An 18,700-nucleotide genomic window follows, 5' to 3' on the forward strand; every position below is an offset into this window, starting at 1 on the left:
TCGTCAGTGCGGTTTCGTCACACCTGGGTGAACCTCCACTGCTGGTTGCTCGCGCCTTGGCAGGTCCACTGCAGGACCCGGGCGCCGTCCGCCGTGGAGGACCCGTTGACATCCAGGCAGAGGTTGCTCTGCACGTTGCGCACCGTGTAGACCCCGGCCGTCGTCGTGGCCGTGGCGGTGAACTTCTGCTGGTTGCTGTTGTTGCAGGTGGCCTGCTGGAGGAAGGCGCCCGCCGCGGTGGAGCCGCCGATCACCTCGGCGCACTTGCCGCTGTGCACCGCCTTGAGGTAGACCGCGCCACCGCCGGCGTCCACGGCCTGCCACTTCTGGTTGTTGCCCCCGGTGGCCGCCCACTGGTTGATCTGGGCGCCGTCGGCGGTGGAGACACCGCTGACGTCCATCAGCTTGCCGCTGTGCTGCGCGGTGAGCGTCCAGGTCTTGCCCGCCACGCCGGTGCCCGTGCCGGTGCCGGGAACGCCGACCCCTGCCCCGCCGAAGGTGTGCGAGTCGAGGTCGAACCAGTTGTTCGTGCTGCCCTTGAACACCATGTACAGCGTCTGCGTCCCCGCGAGGGCGGCGACACTCACCGGCGCCGTGGACTGGTAGTTGTCCCAGCCGCCGGTGCTCGGCACGGGTGTCGTGGCCAGCAGCGTTCCGGTGGGTGAACCAGCCCGCAGCTCGATCGTGCCGCCACCGGACGGCGACGACAGCCGGTAGCTGACCGTCGAGATGCCGGACAGGCTCATCGGGCTGAACGCGATCCAGTCGTTGTTGGAGATGTCACCGACGCGCTTCGTGCTCTCCGCCGCCGCCTGGTCGACGACCCGTACGCCGGACTGGCTGCTGAAGTACTCCGACTGCTTGTGCTTCGGCTGGAGGATCGCCTGCGCGGTGCCGGTGAGCGGAGCCGCGCCACCCGCACCGCCACTGTCGGTGTACCGCGCGTTCAACACGTAGAACAGGTTGGCGCCATCGGGGTGTCCGCCGAGCAGGTCGGTGGAGATGGTGCCCGAGCAACCCGGGTACTCAGTGGTCTCGTGCGCGTGGTCGTCGTGCCCGAGCGCCGGGTTGAGGAACACCTTCGAGCAGTCGACCGTCCCGCCGTCCGGATCGGTCACGCTGATCTGGTACGGCACCTTGTCACCGAAGGTGAGCATCCCGCCATTGGTCGGGGTGGTGATGGTGACCACCGGCGCGCTGTTGCCGACGGTGATCTGGACGTTGGCGAAGCCTGTCTTACCCGTGTTGTCGGTGACCTTCAACTGCGCCGTGTAGTTGCCGTTGGAGGTGTAGACGTGCGAAGGGTTGGCGGCGGTGGAGGTGGTGCCGTCGCCGAACGTCCACTGGTAGCTCAGCGTGTTGCCCGGGTCCGGGTCGGCGGTGCCCGCGCTGCTGAACTGGACGGTGAGCGGCGCGCTGCCGCTGGTCGGCGTGCCGGTGGCCTTGACGATCGGCGACCGGCCGCCCTGGATGTAGTCGATCCGGTAGAGCCCGGAGTCGCTGTTGCCGCCACCGAAGTTGGTGCCCCACTCCAGCAGGTAGAGCGAGCCGTCCTTGCCGAACTCCATGTCCATCGGCTTGTTGAAGCGCGTGTTGGGCAGGAACGGGTTGGTCCTGGTCACCGCCGTGGCGGAGTCGAAGTGCACCTCCTTGATGAAGCTGCGGGACCACTCGTAGAAGAAGTGCACGCCGTCGTAGTACGGCGGGAACTTGGTAGCGGACGGGTTCGCCGGGTCGTACCGGTAGACCGGCCCGCCCATCGGCGCGGAGCCGCCGGAGCCCAGCTCCGGGAAGGTCGGCGAGGTGCCGTACCCATACCAGATGTTCGGCGCGACGATCGGCTTGAGGCTGGTCAGGCCCGTGTTGTTGGGCGAGTTGTTGACCGGCGCGTTGCAGTTGAACTTCGCGCCGACGGCGCCCGTGTCCGGGTTGTACGGCGCGTAGGGCTGGTTGTCACCGTGGCAGAACGGCCAGCCGTAGTTGCCGGCCGACTTGATCACGTTGAGTTCGACGAGTCCCTCGGGCCCACGGTTGGTGGTGGGCGGGTTCCGGTCCGGCCCGTAGTCGGCCAGGTAGACCCAGCCGTTGGCCGGGTCGATCGAGAACCGGAACGGGTTGCGGAAGCCCATCGCGTAGATCTCCGGCCGGGTCTGCGCCGTACCCTGGGGGTAGAGGTTTCCGGTCGGGATGGTGTAGCCGCCGCTGGCCGAGGGCTTGACGCGCAGCAGCTTGCCGCGCAGGTCGTTGGTGTTGCCGGCGCTGCGGGCGGCGTCGAGGTTGGACTTGCCCGAGCGCCAGTCCAGCGGTGCGTAGCCCTGCCAGTTGGGGTCGAGGTTCGGCGGCGTGTCGTCCCCGGTGGCGATGTACAGGTTGCCGTCCGGCCCGAAGTCGATGTACCCACCGGTGTGGCCGGGCTCGGGGAACGTGCGGTCGCGGTAGGCGGGGATGTCGATGATCCGGGCCTCGCTGGACAGGTTGAGCGTGTCACCGGTCAGCGTGTAGCGCGAGACGCGGTTGACGTCGGTCGTGCTGCTCGCCGGGGAGTGGTACAGGTACACGTACCCGTTGCTGGCGAAGTTCGGATCCAACGCCATGCCGGTCAGGCCGTCCTCGCCTCCGGTGTAGACGCTGAGCGTGGCGGCGGTGACGGTGCTGTTTGTCGAGGGCTTGAAGATCTTGACCTGTCCGCCGCGCTGGACGTAGATGACACGTCCGTCAGGTGCCACGGCCAGCGCCATCGGGTCGACTGTGTTGTCGTCGAGGGTTCTCTTCTCGAAGTTGCCCCAGACCGTGCCACCGCAGTCGCCGGGGACGTTCCCGGCGGCCCACTTGACACCACCGAGGACGTGGTTGCGGAAGTTCGTCTCGCTGTACGAGTCGATGGCGTGGCCCATCGCGGTCGCCCACACCCGACCGCCGCTGACGTTGCGGCACCAGGAGATCGGGTGGTCCGGGCCCATGGCCCGGGAGCCCGGGTTGTACGTCCGCTCGTCGGCGGTCACCAGGACGTGTACGTTGCCGCGCGGGTTGGTGTCGAAGTTGTACCACTCCTCGCTGCGGTTCCAGCGGTCCGGCAGGCCTGCCGTCGACGGGTGCTGCTTGTCGGCGACGATGGCGGTGCCGGCCAGTACGCCGGGGGAGTGCTCGGGCATGTGGGCGCCACCGTTGACGGTCTGGTCCCACCACGGGTATTCGGATTCGATGCCCATGTCGGTGGCGTTGTGGACGCCTACGATGCCCTTGCCGCTGGCGAGGTAGCCCTCGACGGCCTGGCGCTGGGCGGCGGAGGTCCAGACCATGCCGGAGGTCTGGAACATGATGATGACGTCGAAGGTCGCGAGGTTGGCCGGGGTGAAGACGCTGGAGTCTTCGGTCTGCACCAGCTCGAAGTTGTTAGCCGCGGCCTGCTGCTGGAACATGGAGATCCCGGCCGGGATCGAGTCGTGCCGGTAGCCGACGGTCTTGGTGAACAGCAGGGCGCGGAAGGCCGGGGCCGCCGAGGCGGGTGGCGCGAGGCCGAGCGCCAGTAACAAACCGGCGATCATCGCGATGAGCAGTGTGTTGCGACGCATTGGCGTCTCCTAGGTCGGACGGGCAACTGCGATAGCGGCCATGGGCCCCGCGCCGCGCCAGGTTGTGCCTGGACGCGCGCGAGGGCACGACTGTGGTGGTCGGGTCCTCGTGCCGTTCGCCGAAGACGGCAGTCAAAACCGGGGGACGTCACTCAGCGTGATGAAGCTCGCGGGTTTCGTCCGATGATTCACGGGGTCAGGATGAGCCAGCAATAGGTAGCTGTCAATTAATGAAAGTCGCCGCCGTCCTGCCCAGTGGACGGCGAGCGAGATCTACCCGCCGGCGGCGGGACCGCCGACGGCTCCTACTGCGGCCCCGTCAATCAGCCCCGGTCGAGGATTGCGGACCCCTATCCAAACATCTATCTTCATACGTGTGATGTTTCGGCGATGTCAAGGGAATGTTCGTACCGCAAGAACGTAAGTATCCGTCGATGTCTACGAAAGTTCGATGTTCAGGTCCTTGACGTGACCGTAGGGTCACATCGAATCCTGCTGATGACTACTGTCTGCGAGGGCTTTCGGGATGTCAGACCCACGGCCGGCGCCGCTGCTCACCCTCAGGGGCATCGGCAAGTCCTTCCTCGGTGTACGCGTGCTCGACGGTGTCGACCTCGACGTCGCGCCGGGCGAGGTCCACGCCGTCGTCGGTGAGAACGGCGCCGGGAAGTCCACCCTCATGAAGATCGTGTCGGGCGGGTACGCCCCCGACGGGGGGACCGTGGAACTCGCCGGCGAACCACGTGTGTTCCGTGGACCGCGCGACGCCCAGCGGGCCGGCATCGGGATCATCCACCAGGAGTTCAACCTGCTGCCGGAGCGCACCGTGGCGGAGAACGTCTACCTGGGACACGAGCCGGTCCGCCGCGGGTTGGTCGACCGCCGGGAGATGCTCGACCGCACCGCTCGACTGCTCGCCTCGATCGGGGAGACCGCCCTGCCGGCCGACGCCCGGGTGGGACGCCTCGGGGTCGCGCAGCAGCAGGTCGTCGAGATCGCCAAGGCACTCGCCCTGGACGCGCGTCTGCTCATCATGGACGAACCGACCGCGGCGTTGGCCGACCACGAGGTCGAGCTGCTCTACGGGCTGGTGCGCCGGCTCCAGGAGCGGGGGATCGGCCTGCTGTACGTCTCGCACCGGCTCACCGAGGTCTTCGACCTGTCCACCCGGATCACGGTCCTCAAGGACGGTCGCCGGGTCACCACTGAGGACACCGCCGCGACCACCGCCGACGAGCTGGTACGGCACATGGTCGGCCGGGAGCTGTCCAGCTACTACCCCGACCGGGCCGCGCCCGACGACATCGGCCCGGTACGGCTCAGCGTCCGCGACGCGGGAAACCGGAAGCTGCGCGACGTCGGCCTCCAGCTGCGCGCCGGCGAGGTGCTCGGCATCGGCGGCCTCCAGGGCTCCGGGCGCTCGGCTCTGGCCCGCGCGCTCTTCGGCGTCTCCCCGTTCACGACCGGCGACGTCACGCTCGACGGCCGACCGGTCCGGCTCCGTTCTCCGCGCACCGCGATGCGGGCCGGCATCGCCTACGTCACCGAGGATCGCAAGGGCGAGGGGATCGTGCCCCGGCAGTCGGTGCTCGACAACGCGCTGCTCGCCAGCCGGGCCGTCTTCGCGGCCCGGTCCGGTCACGCCGCCCGCACCGCACGGGTACGGGACCTGCTCGCCGCCGTGGAGATCCGCGGCGCCGGTGACGACCAGGAGATCCGCTTCCTCTCCGGCGGCAACCAGCAGAAGGTCGTCCTGGCCCGGTGGCTCGCGCTCGACCCACGGATCCTGCTCTTCGACGAACCGACCCGCGGCATCGACGTGGGAGCGAAGTCGGCCATCCACGACCTCGTCCGCCGTCTGGCCCGAGACGGCGCGGCCGTGCTGATGATCTCGTCCGATCTGCCCGAGCTGCTGGGGATGAGCGACCGCATCGTCGTCATGCGCGACGGCCGGATCGCCGGCGAACTGCCCGCCGGCGCGAGCGAGGAGGACGTCATGGCCCTTGCCGTCGGCACCGTAATGGAGATAGCTCTGTGAGTGCCCTGTCGCTGCTGCCGGCCCGACGCCCCGTGCCGGGCGTGTTCGTGGCCCTGACCCTCACTCTCGCCATCGGCTGGCTGGTCGTCCTTGTCGACGGTGGTCAACTGTTCAACCAGTCCACGACGGTGAGCCTCCTGCACGTCGCCGCCGGCCTCGGTCTCGTCGCGGTGGGTCAGACCCTTGTCATCCTCGGCGGTTCGCTCGACCTCTCCGTGGCGTACGTGATCAGCCTCAGCACCCTCGTCGCGGCCGAGACGATGAACGGCAGCGACGGCGCGCTGCTGCCGGCGATTCTCCTGGCGCTCGGGGTCAGCGCGGCTGTCGGGCTGCTCAACGGGCTTCTGGTCACGAAATTCCGGGTCAACGCGTTCATCGCCACCCTCGGCGTCGGGCTGCTGCTCAAGGGTTACCTCGACAGCGGCTACGACGGCCCCGCCGGCACCACCTCGCCGACGCTGGTGCAGACCCTGGGCTACCAGCGGATCGGTCCGGTGCCGTTGTCGTTCCTGCTGCTGGTCGCCGTGACCGGGGCGGCCTGGTTCGCGCTCTCGCGGACCCGCTTCGGCCACCACCTGGTCGCTGTCGGCGGTGACCCGGAGGTCGCCCGGCTCTCCGGCGTCCGCAACGACCGGGTTCTCGTCGCCGCCCACGTGCTGTGCTCGCTGTGTGCCGGGCTCGCCGGCATCTACCTCGCCAGTCGGCTCGGCTCGGGCGCCCCCCGGGTGGGCACCGAGGGCCTGTACGACCTGGAGTCGATAGCCGCTGTGGTGATCGGCGGCACCGCCCTCGCCGGTGGGCGCGGTGGTGTCGTCGGCACCGTCGGAGGCGTGCTGCTGCTCGCCAGCATCGACGCCATCTTCAACCAGCTCGAGGCCGACGCCTTCTTCAAGCAGGTGATCCGGGGCGCCATCATCATCGCCGCGGTCGCCGTCTACGCCCGCCGGGCCATGCGAAAGGCGGCCTAGCCATGCAGACCGTCCAGCCCCGTACGCTGCCGCTGCGGGTGCCCCGGCTCCGGCCTGGTGGTGTCCTGCCGATCCTCGCGATCCTCGCGGTGCTGCTGGTGCTCGTCGGCATCCGGCAGCCCGACTTCCTGGCCCCGTCGTCGCTGATGTCGTTCCTCGGTCGGTCAGCGCCGATCATCCTGCTCGCCGCCGGCCAGTACTTTGTGATCGTCTCCGGCGAGTTCGACCTCTCCGTCGGCTCGCTGGTCACCGCACAGGTGGTCGTGGCCGCCCGGCTGATCGACGGCGATCCGGCGCGTACCTGGCCGGTGGTCCTGCTGCTGCTCGCCTTCGGGGCGGTGGTCGGGCTGGTCAACGGCCTGATCACGACGCGACTGCGGGTGCCGTCGTTCATCACCACCCTCGGCATGTTCCTGATCCTCGTCGGCGCCGTCTACCTGTGGTCCGACGGTGCTCCGAAGGGTCAGCTCTCCGAGGAGTTCCGGCGGTTCGGCAGGCGTGCCGTCGAGGACGTGCCGGTGCTCGGTCGCCTGCCGTACGCCCTGCTGGTCCTGCTGGTCCTCGCGGCCCTCGCAGTGCTGCTCATGCGGTCCGACTTCGGCCGGACGCTCGTCGCCGTCGGCGACAACCCGCGCACCGCCGAGCTGAGCGGGGTACGCGTCTGGCGTACCCGGACCATCGCCTTCATCCTCAGCGGGCTCGCGGCGGCCGTGGCGGCGATCCTCCTGGGTGGCTACAGCGGCGTCTCGTTCCAGGCCGGCGCGGGCCTGGAGTTCGGCGCGATCACCGCGGTCGTCCTCGGCGGTGTGGCCCTGGGTGGGGGTCGCGGCTCCGTCGTCGGCGCGATGCTCGGCGCGCTGACCCTCGAACTGCTGTTCGCCCTCATGAATTTCTACGGCGTCTCCGGCGCCCTCAGGTCGACCGTTCAGGGCGCGATCATCCTGCTCGCCGTGGCGGTCTCGGCAACCCGTTCTTCGTCGAGATAAGAGGAAACCATAGTGCGACGTTCCATGGCGGCTCTGGCCGCCGTCACCCTGCTGTCCCTCGCGGCGTGCGCCACTGACGAGCCGGCGGCGGGCCCCTCGGGCAGCGCCTCCGCCGCCGCCGGGTCGGGCACCGGGGACCAGTCGAAGTTCTTCGTGCAGGCCGACTACGACGCCGAGCTCGCGTTGCTCGACGCGGCCCCGACCGGCCCGGCCGACAAGCCGTGGGAGCAGGTGCTCAACCCGACGATGGTGGACACCGCCAAGTTCAAGAAGAACGGCCCGCACAAGGTCTGCTTCTCGAACGCGGCGCTGAACAACCCGTGGCGGCAGGTCGGGTTCAAGACCATGCAGGCCGAGGTCGAGGCGCAGAAGAGTCGCATCAAGGAGTTCGTGCACGTCGACGCCGAAGGCAAGGACCAGAAGCAGATCGCGGACATCAACGATCTGCTCGGCAAGGGCTGCGACGCGCTCATCGTCTCGCCGAACACCACCGCCACCCTCACCCCGGCCGTCGAGGCGGCCTGCCAGGCGGGGCTGCCGGTCGTCGTCTTCGACCGTGGTGTCAACACGAAGTGCCCCGTGACGTTCATCAACCCGATCGGCGGCTACGGCTTCGGTCACGTCGGGGCCGAGTTCGTCAGCCAGAAGATGAAGCCCGGCGGCAAGGTCCTGGCCCTGCGGATCCTGCCCGGTGTCGACGTCCTGGAGACCCGCTGGTCGGCGGCGAAGGTGGCGTTCGACAAGGCGAAGGTCGACGTCGTCGGCGTCGAGTTCACCGACGGCGACCCCGCCAAGACCAAGAAGATCGTCGACGACTACATCCAGCGGTACGGCACCATCGACGGCATCTGGATGGACGCCGGAGCCGTCGCCGTCGCCGCCGTCGAGGCGTTCCAGGACGCGGGCAAGCCCGTCCCGCCGATCAACGGCGAGGACCAGCTCGACTTCCTGAAGATCTGGAAGGACAAGAACCTCACCGCCATCGCGCCTACCTACCCGACCTACCAGTGGCGTACGCCGATCATCGCCGCGCTGCGGATCCTCGACGGCGAGCAGGTCTCCAACCCCTGGAAGCTGCCCCAGCCGACCATCACCCAGGACAACCTGGACCGGTACCTCGACCCGAACATGCCGCCGCTGCACTACGCGATGTGCGGCTGCACCGACCTGCCCGGTTACCCGCAGCGCTGGAAGTAGGTTCCGGTGTACGCCATCGGCGTCAACCCATGGGTGTGGGCCTCGCCTGTCGATGACGAGGCCCTCGCCGAGCTGATTCCCCGGATCGCGTCGTTCGGCTTCGACGCGGTCGAGCTGCCGATCGAGCAGCCCGGGGACTGGGACCCGATCCGTACCCGGGACCTGCTGGCCGCGCACGGTCTCGTCGCGGCCGGGGTCTGCGCGGTCACCCCGCCGGGCCGGGACCTGGTGGACGCCGCCCCGGCCGTCGTCGAGTCGACAGTCGCGTACCTCATGGGGTGTGTGGCGAGCGCGGCGGCCGTCGGGGCACCGTGCGTCGGCGGTCCCGTGTACGCCTCGGTCGGCCGCACCTGGCGGATGTCGCCAGCGGCTCGCGCGGCCTGCTACGCGGACTTCCGGCGGGCTCTGGCGCCGGTCGCCGAGCAAGCCGGCGAGCTGGGCGTGAGTATCGGTGTCGAGGCGTTGAACCGTTACGAGACGAGCGTCGTCAACACCGTCGAACAGACCGTCGAGATGATCGACGGGCTGCCGTCGAACGTCGGCATCATGATCGACACGTACCACATGAACATCGAGGAGTCCGATCCCTACGCGGCCCTCGCCGTCGCCGGCGGGCACATCAAGCACGTCCAGGTCAGCGGCACCGACCGCGGTGCTCCCGGCACCGACCACTTCGACTGGCCCCGCTTCTTCACCTTCCTGTGCAACACCGGCTACCGGGGCTCCGTCTGCATCGAGTCGTTCACGGCGGAGAACGAGACCATCGCCACCGCCGCGTCGATCTGGCGACCGTTGGCACCCTCGCAGGACCGTCTCGCCACCGACGGTCTGCGCCACCTGCGGGAGGTGCTCGCCTGATCCGCCGCCGTGCTCGGAACCCGCGCCGTCCAGGCGCCGCGCCCCCCTCACGTCAGGAGAACCCTCCCGTGCCCGTCCCGTCCATCGCAACGCCACGCCGGTTGCTGGCCGGCGTGGCCGCGACAGCGTTGACCGCGCTGGTCGCGGTGACCGCCTCGGCGTCCCCGGCCCAGGCGGCGACCACCACCCTCTACGCGTCACCCTCCGGCACCGGCACCACCTGCTCGGCCAGCCAGCCGTGTTCGCTGACCGCCGCGCAGACCGCGGTGCGGGCGGTCAACAGCGCGATGTCCGGTGACATCGTCGTGGAGTTGGCGAACGGCGCGTACCGACTCTCGTCGCCGCTGCGGTTCACCGCTACCGACTCGGGCACCAACGGCTATCAGGTGATCTGGCGGGCGGCCTCCGGCGCACGTCCGACCATCACCGGCGCCCGGGCCGTCACCGGCTGGTCGCTCGTCGACTCCGGGAAGAACATCTGGCGTGCCAACGTTCCCGCCGGGCTCGACTCCCGTCAGCTCTACGTCAACGGGGCAGTCGCCACGCGGGCGCGCACCGCCGTGAACCGGTCCGACTTCACCTTCACCACGAGCGGCATGCGGTTCAGCACCAGCGCGCTCAGCTACCTCAACAACCTGGGCAACCAGAACCGCGTCGAGGTGGAGAGCGTCGGCTCGTTCACCGACAGGTACTCGCCTGTGCAGAGCATCAGCGGGAACTTCCTCACCATGCAGCAGCCCGCGTGGAACAACAACACGTTCGGCTTCGACACGCTCTCCAGCCCGCACCGGGCCGGGCCGTTCTACGTGACCAACGCGTACGAGTTCCTGGACTCGCCGGGGGAGTGGTATCTGAACCCGGGCAACGGCCAGCTCAACTACATCCCGCTCGCGGGGCAGAACATGAGCACCGTCAGCGTCGAGCTGCCGCAGTTGCAGTCCCTGGTCGCCATCGGCGGCACCTACGACGCGCCGGCGCACCACATCTCGTTCAGCGGCATCACCTTCACGGGCACCAGCTGGCTCGGCCCGAGCAGCAGCAACGGCTTCGCCGACCAGCAGACCGGCGCCCACATCACCGGCACCTGGTCCCGCCCGTCCGACGCGCTGACGTCCTGCCAGGCCGGCTGCCCGCAGTTCGAGGCCACCAGGCCGAACTGGAACCAGATGCCCGCCGCCGTGCAGGTCTCCGCCGCCAACACCATCACCTTCGGCGACTCCCAGTTCGTCAACCTGGGGCAGACGGCCATCGGGATCGGTAACGACGCCAACGCCCACGCCAGCGGCGTCGGCCTGGGGGCCAGCAACATCACTGTCACCCGCTCCGAGATCGCCCGTAACTCGGCCGGCGGCATCGTCGTCGGCGGCGTACGTGCCGACGCCCACCACCCCAGCGACCAGCGGATGGCCAACCGCAACATCACCATCAGCAACAACCGGGTGCACGATCTCGGGCTGGAGTACCGGGGCGTGGTCTCGATCCTGACCACCTACGTGAACACCGCGCTGGTCTCGCACAACGAGGTCTACAACATGCCGTACACCGGCCTGTCTGTCGGCTACGGCTGGGGCGCCAACGACGCCGGCGGCAGCCAGCACTACGCGAACCGGGGGCTGTACAACTACCAGCCCCGCTACACGACGGCCACCACCGCGGCGAACAACCAGGTGATCGGCAACTACGTGCACGACGTCATGCAGCAGATGACCGACGGCGGGTGCATCTACACGCTCTCGGCGAACCCGGGCGGGACGATCAACGAGAACCACTGCCTGCGTACCAACGGCTGGTTCGGGCTCTACTTCGACGAGGGCTCCCGCTACTACACCGCCCGCAACAACGTGTTCTCCTCCACCGGCACCTGGGCCACCGCCAACTACTGGTACGCGGAGAACATGGGCAACTTCACCGTCACCAACAACTGGGCGACGAACAACAGCACGAACGTGACCAACGGCGACCGCGGCAACGTGGTAAACGGCAACGTGACGGTCAGCAACGGGAGCTGGCCGGCCGGCGCGCAGACGGTGATCAACGCGGCTGGTGTGCAGAGCGGGGGCAGCACCAACCCGCAGAACGTGCAGCTCGTGGGCGTCCAGTCGGGTCGCTGTGCCGAGATCGGCGGGTCCAGCACGACGAACGGCACGCAGGCCCAGATCTGGGACTGCATCAGCGGCGCCACCAACCAGCGGTGGACCGTCACCGCCAGCCGGCAGCTCGTGGTCTACGGCACCAAGTGCCTGGACGCCTCCGGCCAGGGCATCAGCAACGGCACCGCTGTGGTCATCTGGGACTGCAACGGCCAGGCCAATCAGCAGTGGACCATCAACGCCAACGGCACGATCACCGGGGTGCAGTCGGGCCTGTGTCTGGACGCGAACGGCGCCGGGACGGCGAACGGCACCAAACTGATCCTCTGGTCCTGCAACGGCGGCGCGAACCAGCAGTGGCAGCTGCGCAGCTGAGGTAGGAGCCGGAGACCGGCAGGTCCGGGCTCGGGGGGCGCACCCCGGCCCGGACCTGTCCGCTTAGCGCCCGCCGTTCGCCCGCGTCGGGTCCAGGACCAGCCCGGTCGAGGCCTGGTACCGCACGGGAACGGGGTCGGTGAGCCCCCCGGCGGCGATGGCGGTGACCGCGCGTGCGTCGAACCCCAGGCATGGCGGTCCGCGCCGACGTCCTCGCACCGAGCGCCGCGGCGCTCAGTAGGACCTCGGCGGCGAGAGCGGCGCCGCCCACCATGGCGGGGCCGCTGTACGGAGGTGCTGCGTCAGGTGCTCAACGGGCCCTCTTCGTCGGCCGCTTACGCGGCGGCGTCAACAGGTCGGCGATCGCCCCGATGGCGGACGGCACCAGACTGTAGTACGCCCAGACGCCGCGCTTGTCACGTTCGAGCAGGCCGGCCTCGGTGAGGATCCGGAGGTGATGGCTCACGGTCGGCTGGGAGAGGCCCAGCGGCGCGGTGAGGTCACTCACCGAGGCTTCGCCCTCCGGAGCGGACTGGATCAGGCTGAGAAGTCGCAGCCGAGCCGGGTCGGCGAGTGCCTTGAGCACCCCCGCCAGTCGCTCGGCGTCGACGCGCTTGATCGGCTCGCCGACCAGCGGCGAGATAGCAGGCATATCGGTTTTCGCAGCTCCCACGTATCCCATCGTCCCACCAACACCAGGGATAGACGGGTGGAACCGCCACGAGTACCTCGAAGGCGTCATCGGGTGGTGTCCACGTCGGCCACCGGACGCGCACGGGCAACGTACTCGTCGTCACGGATCGGAACGCGAGACCTGTAGCATGCGGCGGACGACGGGCGGTGGCCGGAGCGCGTTCCGGCACGACTCGCCGCGACCGTGCCGAACCGGCGGTCGCGGCGCCGGTGCGGCCGGGGTCGCAGTGAGAGAGGAACCTGCTCGGCGTGTTCCAGGAACCGGACCGGAGTCAGATGACCGGCGGAGAGCCACTCAACGGGACGCGCCGCGGCGCGTCGGACACCCCCACGCCGGAGGCGTGGGACGCGGAACTCGCCCGGGCGGTACGGCGGGTCGCCGTGGTCCGTACGGGGTTCTACGTCGTCGTCCTGCTTGTCGCCCTCGGTGGCCAGGTGTCCGGGGCGATGGAACGGCTCGACATGCCCTGGTACGTCGCGCTCCCCGCCGTCGGCGCGCTGGAGCTGGGCGGTGTCGTGGTGCTGGCGAACGCCGACCTGCGGCGCCGGCTCGGCGAACAGGCGATCCTGTCCCGCGTGCTGTCGGCAGCCATCGCCGTCGCCGCCGTGGCCTTCAACTGGCTCGCGCACAGCAACCATCTCGAGGGCGGCTTCTACGCCGGCATGTCCCTGCTCGGCTATCTGGTCTGGCTGATGAACACCGGGAACCAGCGGCGGGACCGGCTGCGCGCCAGGCGGCAGCTGCCGCCCACGACACCGGCGTACGAGCCGGTCGGGCACTGGTTGCGGCACCCGTGGCTGACCCGCCGTGCCCGCTCGCTGGCCAAGGCCGACCCGGGCCTCGGGCTGTACGCGTCGCTCGACGCGGCCCGTGCGCAGATCCGCGCGGAACGGCGGCAGGCCGCGCTCAGCAAGGTGCTGCACCGCAAGATCACCCGAGCGTTGGACGCCACCACAGCCGACATCGCAGTGGCGGTGTACGACCTCGACGAGATCGCCAGGCGGCTGGCCGAGCACGCGGACTACGACGGGCTGACGGCGCTGATCGCCGCCGATCTGGCACCCGCGCGGGTGCTGGCCGGAAACCTGCCGACGAATCGCCGCCGGCGACTGTGGCGTCGCTCGGTCCAACCGGACCCGGTCGCGCTGGCGTCGGCCGTGCGGTTGCTCGCCGACGCCCCGGAGCGGTTGCTCCCCGCCGTCCCCGAGCCAGCCGTGGTCGCGGCCCCTGAGCCCGTCACGCCCCCGGTCGACGCCGGCCGGGACGGGCCGCCGGCCGACCTGTTCGAGCGTCCCACGACCATCGAGCGGGTCGGCGACGGCGCCGATCGACCGACGGCACGGCGTTCCCGGGCGACACCGGACCGTGGCGGCCAGCCGGCGACCCGACCGGAGAACCCGGACCGGGCCGCCTCGACCGGCGATCAGCCCGACCCGCCCCGCGCCTCGGACTGGGCCGCGCTGCACGCGGAACTCGCCCCGCTCCTGCCGGCCGCCGCGCCGCGCCGAACGACACGCACCACGCCGGACCGATCGGATGCCAGCCGGCTGGAGGTGCCGCCCACCACGGACGCGGGGGTCGCCGCCACAGCGCCCGCCGCCACAGCGCCCGCCGCCACAGCGCCGGCTGCGGCGAACCGTAGCGCCACACCGACGGCGCGAACCGCGACCGGACGGGCCCGGGTGGCCCGCGTCGCCGACCCGGTGGGGGAGCCGGGACCGCTCGCCGCGCACACCCGGGAACTGCCCCTGGTGGTCGGTCGGGATCTGCCGGACCTCGTGGACGCCGCGGCGAACCGCGTCACGCCACCCACCGCGTCGTCCGACCCGGCGCAGCGTGGCACCGAGCAACGACCGGCGCCGCGACCCCGGCAGCGCCGGCGCGACGACGCGGATCCGCGACCGGCCTCGGAGACCCCTCGTCGCCGCGCGAGCACCCAGTCGGCCGAGGCCGGCCGAGCCTGACACGCGGTCGGTGCGAAGGCGGGCAGGTGTGAGCGGAGGACCCGAGGGGTAGGGACAAAAGCCACGACGGCCGCTCCTGCGAGATGCTGCCAGACATCTGACGGGTGGTCGCCGGCCCGTGGCCCCGACCTGCCGGCGCACGCCGGCCGACAAGGACTTCCGCGATGACGCAGCCGAGTTTGGATCCCGCCGACGCGCTCGCCGAGTTGGGCCGGGTCAGGCTTGACGAGACCAGCCTCGACGACATGTTGAGCCGCACCGCCGAGCTGGCCAGCCGGAGCGTTCCCGGTGCCAGGGAGGTGTCGGTGACGCTCGTACGTGGTCGGGCCGGTTGGACGGCGGCATGCACCGGTGACCTCGCGCGTGAACTGGACGAGTGGCAGTACGAGCAGAACCAGGGCCCGTGCCTGGACGCCTCCGCCAGCGGCGACACCATCTCGGTGCCGGACATGGTCGCCGAGCAGCGCTGGCCGACCTGGGCGGCCGTCGCCCGCACCGCGGGAGCCGGGAGTTCGCTGTCGATCGGTCTGCCGATCCAGCAGTCGGTGGTGGGTGCGCTGAACGTCTACGGTGCCGCACCGAACGCCTTCGACCCGTCGGCGATCGCCGTCGCGGAGGGCTTCGCCGCGTACGCGGCGGTGGCGCTGGCCAACGCGCACCTGTACGACAGCGCCGCCACGCTCGCCGAGCAGATGCGGGAGGCGATGCGGAACCGGGCGGCGATCGAGCAGGCGAAGGGGATCATCATGGGTGAGCGCCGGTGCTCGCCGGAGGAGGCGTTCGCGCTGCTGTCGAAGATCTCCCAGGACACCAACCGTAAGGTGCGCGACGTCGCTGAGGCGCTCGTCGCGAGGGCGGCGCGGGGCGCCCGGGTATGAGGGCGAGCCCGGACCGGCGATCCGATGACCTGTCGGAGGCGCTGCTCGCCCTCGCCAGCCTGCCCGACGACTCCGCGGCGCTGCCGGGGCACCTCAGCACGATTGTCCGGCTGAGCGCGTCGGTGGTCGGTCCGGTCGACTACGCCTCGGTGACCGTGTCGGACGGACGCGGGGACCGTACCCCCGCCTCCAGCAGCTCCGTGGCCGAGGCCGTCGACGCGGCCCAGTACTCGGACGAGGCCGGCCCCTGCCTGCTGGCGCTGCGCTCGGGCGAGACGGTGGGCGTACCCGATGTGGTCGGCGCGGTGGTGTGGCCCGGCTTCCGGGACGTGGCCTGGCGGTACGGGATCCGCGCCTCACTGTCGATCCCGCTCTTCGCCGGCAGCGGCGTTCCGGTCGCCGGGCTGAATCTCTACGCCCGTGAGGCCGCCGGCATGCGGCTGCTGATCCGAAGGGTCCAGGCCTGTTACGAGACGTCGTCCACCTCGGCGCGACCTCTGATGGATGCCGGAAGCGAACAGCTCCTGGCGGGTCTGGCGGGCGCGCTGCAGGCCCGTGACCTCGTCCAACGGGCGCTCGGGGTACTGATCGAACGGGACAACGTCCCGGCGGGGACGGCCTACCGGCGGCTCGTCGAGGAGGCCGGATCCGGCGGGTCGTTGACGGGTGCGGCGACCGCCATTCTCCGTCAGTACGCGCATTGACGCGGGTGTGGTGACGGCGAAGGGCCGACCGTGCGGGAGCACGGGCGGCCCTTCGCCGGATGGCCTCGGGTCAGCTGTCCGAGGGCCTGCGCACGGCGTCACGGACGCGGTCGATGACGGCGAGCGCCGGACCGGCGGCCAGGTTGCCCGTCGCCGACTGGGTGCTGGGATGCGGCCGGGTCGGCGCGGTCTTCTCCGCCGCCCGGACGGCGGCGGCGAGGCTCCGCAGCCGCTCGGCCGGAACGTGCTGGCGTAGCAGGGGGAACTCGTAGCGTTCCTCGTAGCGGGCGTGGGTGAGGACCGCGTCGCGCAGCAGGATGATGCCTGTGTCGAAGCCGTCGGCGTCCACACCGCCCGCGATCAACGTCCGCAGTGTCTCCTTCGCCTGCCGCTCCTCCTCGAGCCGGTCGTCGACCATGGCGTCGCCGCCACCGCCCGGCAGGCCACGCGAGAGCGGATGGATGACCTCCTCCTCGGCGGTCTCGTGCGCGGCGAGCAGCTTCACCAGGTCGTCGAAGGCGTCGCGGCGGGTGTCGCCGGTGCTGCCGATGACCAGCAGGAAGAGCTGCTCGACCTGAGCGTGCTGGGCGAGCAGGAGGTCCACCACGTCCTCCTCGGGACCCGGCGTGGCAGGGATGCCGGTCTCAGGCATGGCTGCCTCCCGTGGGACGCAGCGACTCGACCGGGTGCGGCCCCTCGGTCTCGATGCGGTACTCGTCGCCGAAGCGCTCCCGGTGCATGTCGATGACCTGCTCGCTGGGCGGCTTCTGGCCGTCGTGCAGCTGCTGCTGCATCCACTCGAAGCGCTCGTGGGCCTCCCGGACGTAACCCTCACCGAGCTTGTTCACGTCGATCTGGGTGGCCAGCAGGTGCCGCAGATAGTCCTTGTTGGGCTCGAACGTCAGCGGCTCCGGCAGTCCGGCGCTGCCGACGATCTCCTCGGGTTCCCGGCCGTCGTGCCGGCGCAGCAGGTCGGCGGCCTGTTGGAGGTGGGCCAGCTCCATCTGCAGGTGCAGCTCCCAGACCGCCTTGATCCGGCTGTCGCTCTCCTGCTCGAGGAACGAGTAGTAGAGCCAGCACTCGTTGTACTCGTGGGTGAGCAGCCGCTCCCACCAGTTCTCGCCCGGGTCCAGCAGCGACTCGTAGTGGGTGACGTGCTCCTGCTCGATCAGGCTGATCTCCTGGTAGAGCTGGCGTGCGATCGGCTCCATGTACTGCGGGCCGACGTTCATGTAGTAGAACATCACCTGCTGCTCCGCCGAGAGGATCGTCAGCGCGTGCAGCTTGGAACGCGGGTCCACCGAGTTGCGGTCGTACGGGGTGCGGACCTCGTCGAAGGGGTGCCGGTGCTCGACGATGGTCGGTCGCCCCGGCATGACCTCGGTGAGACCGTTGACGATCTTCTCCGCCTTGCGTCGCTCGACCATCTCGTAGAGGTTGGCGTAGCGGTACAGGTGGTCGAAGTCCTCGAGTACGCCGAACTCGTACGCCTGCTTCAGGTACGGGTCCGGCTCGTGCCGGGCCACCCAGGCGGTGAGGTCGACTGCCACCTGCTCGTAGCCGAGCGTTGTCTCCAGGACACTGGCGACACCGGGGAGCAGCCAGTTCACCACCCGCTGTTGCTGGCTCTCCACGTACCGGACGTAGGCGAGCTGCCGGCGGACCTCCTGGTCCGGACAGTTGCGGGCGAACTGGTGCTGGAAGTTGATCGCCTCGACCTCGATGCCGTTCATGGTGATGATCCGGCAGCGGGTGTACGGGTCGACGGCCTCGGGGTCGATGGGCTCGACGTTCAGCTCGCGCCAGTTGCGGATCTGGCTCTCCAGTGGGATTCCCTTGTGATCCAGTGGATTGAACATGTCTCTCCTCTATCTGGGGGAATACGGGCGCTGTCCGGCCGCGCGGTTCGAGGACGGTCGCGCCGGTGGGCGGCGGGCAAGCCGTAGGACGACGTCAGGGGGCGCGGCGCCGCCCGGTCTGGGGGCGCCGTCGAGGTCCAGGTGACGCATGACCCCGGCCGCGCCGAGGACGCGGAGCACGAACGGTGAGGGGTCACGTAGCGTGAGCCGGGCTCCGGTCGAGGTGACGAGTTGGCGTGCCTGGAGCAGGGCGGTGACGCCGTGTGCGCCGAGGAATCGAACCGCCGACAGGTCCACCGCGATCAGGGGTACGGGCGACTGGCACAGGAACTCCACCAACTCGGTGAACAGGTGGGAGTTGCTCATGTCGATCTCACCGGCGACGGTGATCAGACTGGTGGAGTCGTCGCGGCTCCAGGCCAGGGACATGATCGGCGCGTGCAGGCCCGGTGGCAGCTGCCGGCGATCGGGGAATGGGTCCGTCACATGCTGTCTCCGCCCTCGACGAGGGTGGCCC

General features: G+C 69.9%; 14 protein-coding genes. 9 read left to right on the forward strand and 5 right to left on the reverse strand.

From position 1 onward, the window contains the following. Positions 1–17 precede the first annotated feature (17 nt). Positions 18–3,572 (reverse strand): ThuA domain-containing protein, encoded by a 3,555-nt coding sequence (locus ACFY1S_RS27735; protein WP_387123656.1) that lies wholly within the window; start codon positions 3,570–3,572, stop codon positions 18–20. Between the two features lie 526 nt (positions 3,573–4,098). Between ACFY1S_RS27735 and ACFY1S_RS27740 the strand changes: the two genes are divergently transcribed. From ACFY1S_RS27740 to ACFY1S_RS27765, 6 genes are all read left to right on the forward strand, one after another. Next, on the forward strand, positions 4,099–5,610 hold the full coding sequence (locus tag ACFY1S_RS27740) for a sugar ABC transporter ATP-binding protein (RefSeq protein ID WP_387123658.1): 1,512 nt from the start codon (positions 4,099–4,101) through the stop codon (positions 5,608–5,610). Beyond that, a complete protein-coding gene (locus tag ACFY1S_RS27745; protein ID WP_387123660.1) occupies positions 5,607–6,578 on the forward strand; it encodes an ABC transporter permease in 972 nt (323 codons plus the stop codon). Before ACFY1S_RS27740 ends, ACFY1S_RS27745 begins: the two co-directional genes overlap by 4 nt. Before the next feature lie 2 nt (positions 6,579–6,580). Beyond that, on the forward strand, positions 6,581–7,564 hold the full coding sequence (locus ACFY1S_RS27750; RefSeq protein ID WP_387123662.1) for an ABC transporter permease: 984 nt from the start codon (positions 6,581–6,583) through the stop codon (positions 7,562–7,564). A gap of 12 nt (positions 7,565–7,576) precedes the next feature. After that, a complete protein-coding gene (locus ACFY1S_RS27755; RefSeq protein ID WP_387123664.1) occupies positions 7,577–8,761 on the forward strand; it encodes an ABC transporter substrate-binding protein in 1,185 nt (394 codons plus the stop codon). A gap of 6 nt (positions 8,762–8,767) precedes the next feature. After that, entirely contained in the window at positions 8,768–9,619 is an 852-nt protein-coding gene (locus tag ACFY1S_RS27760) for a sugar phosphate isomerase/epimerase family protein (RefSeq protein ID WP_387123666.1), read from the forward strand. Between the two features lie 68 nt (positions 9,620–9,687). Then, positions 9,688–12,084 (forward strand): ricin-type beta-trefoil lectin domain protein, encoded by a 2,397-nt coding sequence (locus tag ACFY1S_RS27765; RefSeq protein WP_387123668.1) that lies wholly within the window; start codon positions 9,688–9,690, stop codon positions 12,082–12,084. Between the two features lie 310 nt (positions 12,085–12,394). On the opposite strand, the gene ACFY1S_RS27770 is transcribed toward ACFY1S_RS27765, so the two are convergent. Then, positions 12,395–12,766, reverse strand: a complete 372-nt coding sequence (locus ACFY1S_RS27770) for a metalloregulator ArsR/SmtB family transcription factor (RefSeq protein WP_364363476.1) — start codon at positions 12,764–12,766, stop codon at positions 12,395–12,397. A 260-nt stretch (positions 12,767–13,026) separates the two neighbouring features. On the opposite strand from ACFY1S_RS27770, the gene ACFY1S_RS27775 reads away from it, so the two are divergent. From ACFY1S_RS27775 to ACFY1S_RS27785, 3 genes are all read left to right on the forward strand, one after another. Beyond that, on the forward strand, positions 13,027–14,742 hold the full coding sequence (locus ACFY1S_RS27775) for a hypothetical protein (protein WP_387123670.1): 1,716 nt from the start codon (positions 13,027–13,029) through the stop codon (positions 14,740–14,742). A 164-nt stretch (positions 14,743–14,906) separates the two neighbouring features. Next, the gene (locus ACFY1S_RS27780) at positions 14,907–15,620 is read left to right on the forward strand and encodes a GAF and ANTAR domain-containing protein (RefSeq protein WP_387123672.1); all 714 of its coding nucleotides are present in this window, start codon (positions 14,907–14,909) and stop codon (positions 15,618–15,620) included. Continuing rightward, positions 15,617–16,324 carry a GAF and ANTAR domain-containing protein gene (locus ACFY1S_RS27785; protein WP_387123674.1) on the forward strand — a complete coding sequence of 236 codons (708 nt, stop codon included), beginning with the start codon at positions 15,617–15,619 and terminating at the stop codon, positions 16,322–16,324. Before ACFY1S_RS27780 ends, ACFY1S_RS27785 begins: the two co-directional genes overlap by 4 nt. Positions 16,325–16,394: 70 nt before the next feature. On the opposite strand, the gene ACFY1S_RS27790 is transcribed toward ACFY1S_RS27785, so the two are convergent. From ACFY1S_RS27790 to ACFY1S_RS27800, 3 genes are read right to left on the reverse strand one after another with little or no spacing between them, the layout of a single operon-like run. Further along, positions 16,395–16,976, reverse strand: coding sequence for a hemerythrin domain-containing protein (locus tag ACFY1S_RS27790; RefSeq protein WP_387123676.1), 582 nt, complete (start codon positions 16,974–16,976; stop codon positions 16,395–16,397). Continuing rightward, positions 16,969–18,183, reverse strand: a complete 1,215-nt coding sequence (locus ACFY1S_RS27795) for a hypothetical protein (protein ID WP_364363489.1) — start codon at positions 18,181–18,183, stop codon at positions 16,969–16,971. Before ACFY1S_RS27795 ends, ACFY1S_RS27790 begins: the two co-directional genes overlap by 8 nt. 9 nt (positions 18,184–18,192) lie before the next feature. Then, positions 18,193–18,669: an STAS domain-containing protein gene (locus ACFY1S_RS27800; RefSeq protein ID WP_387123678.1), complete on the reverse strand. Its 477-nt coding sequence runs from the start codon at positions 18,667–18,669 to the stop codon at positions 18,193–18,195. Between the last annotated feature and the right edge of the window lie 31 nt (positions 18,670–18,700).

It is taken from the genome of Micromonospora sp. NPDC000663 (assembly GCF_042898105.1).
GTDB lineage: Bacteria > Actinomycetota > Actinomycetes > Mycobacteriales > Micromonosporaceae > Micromonospora.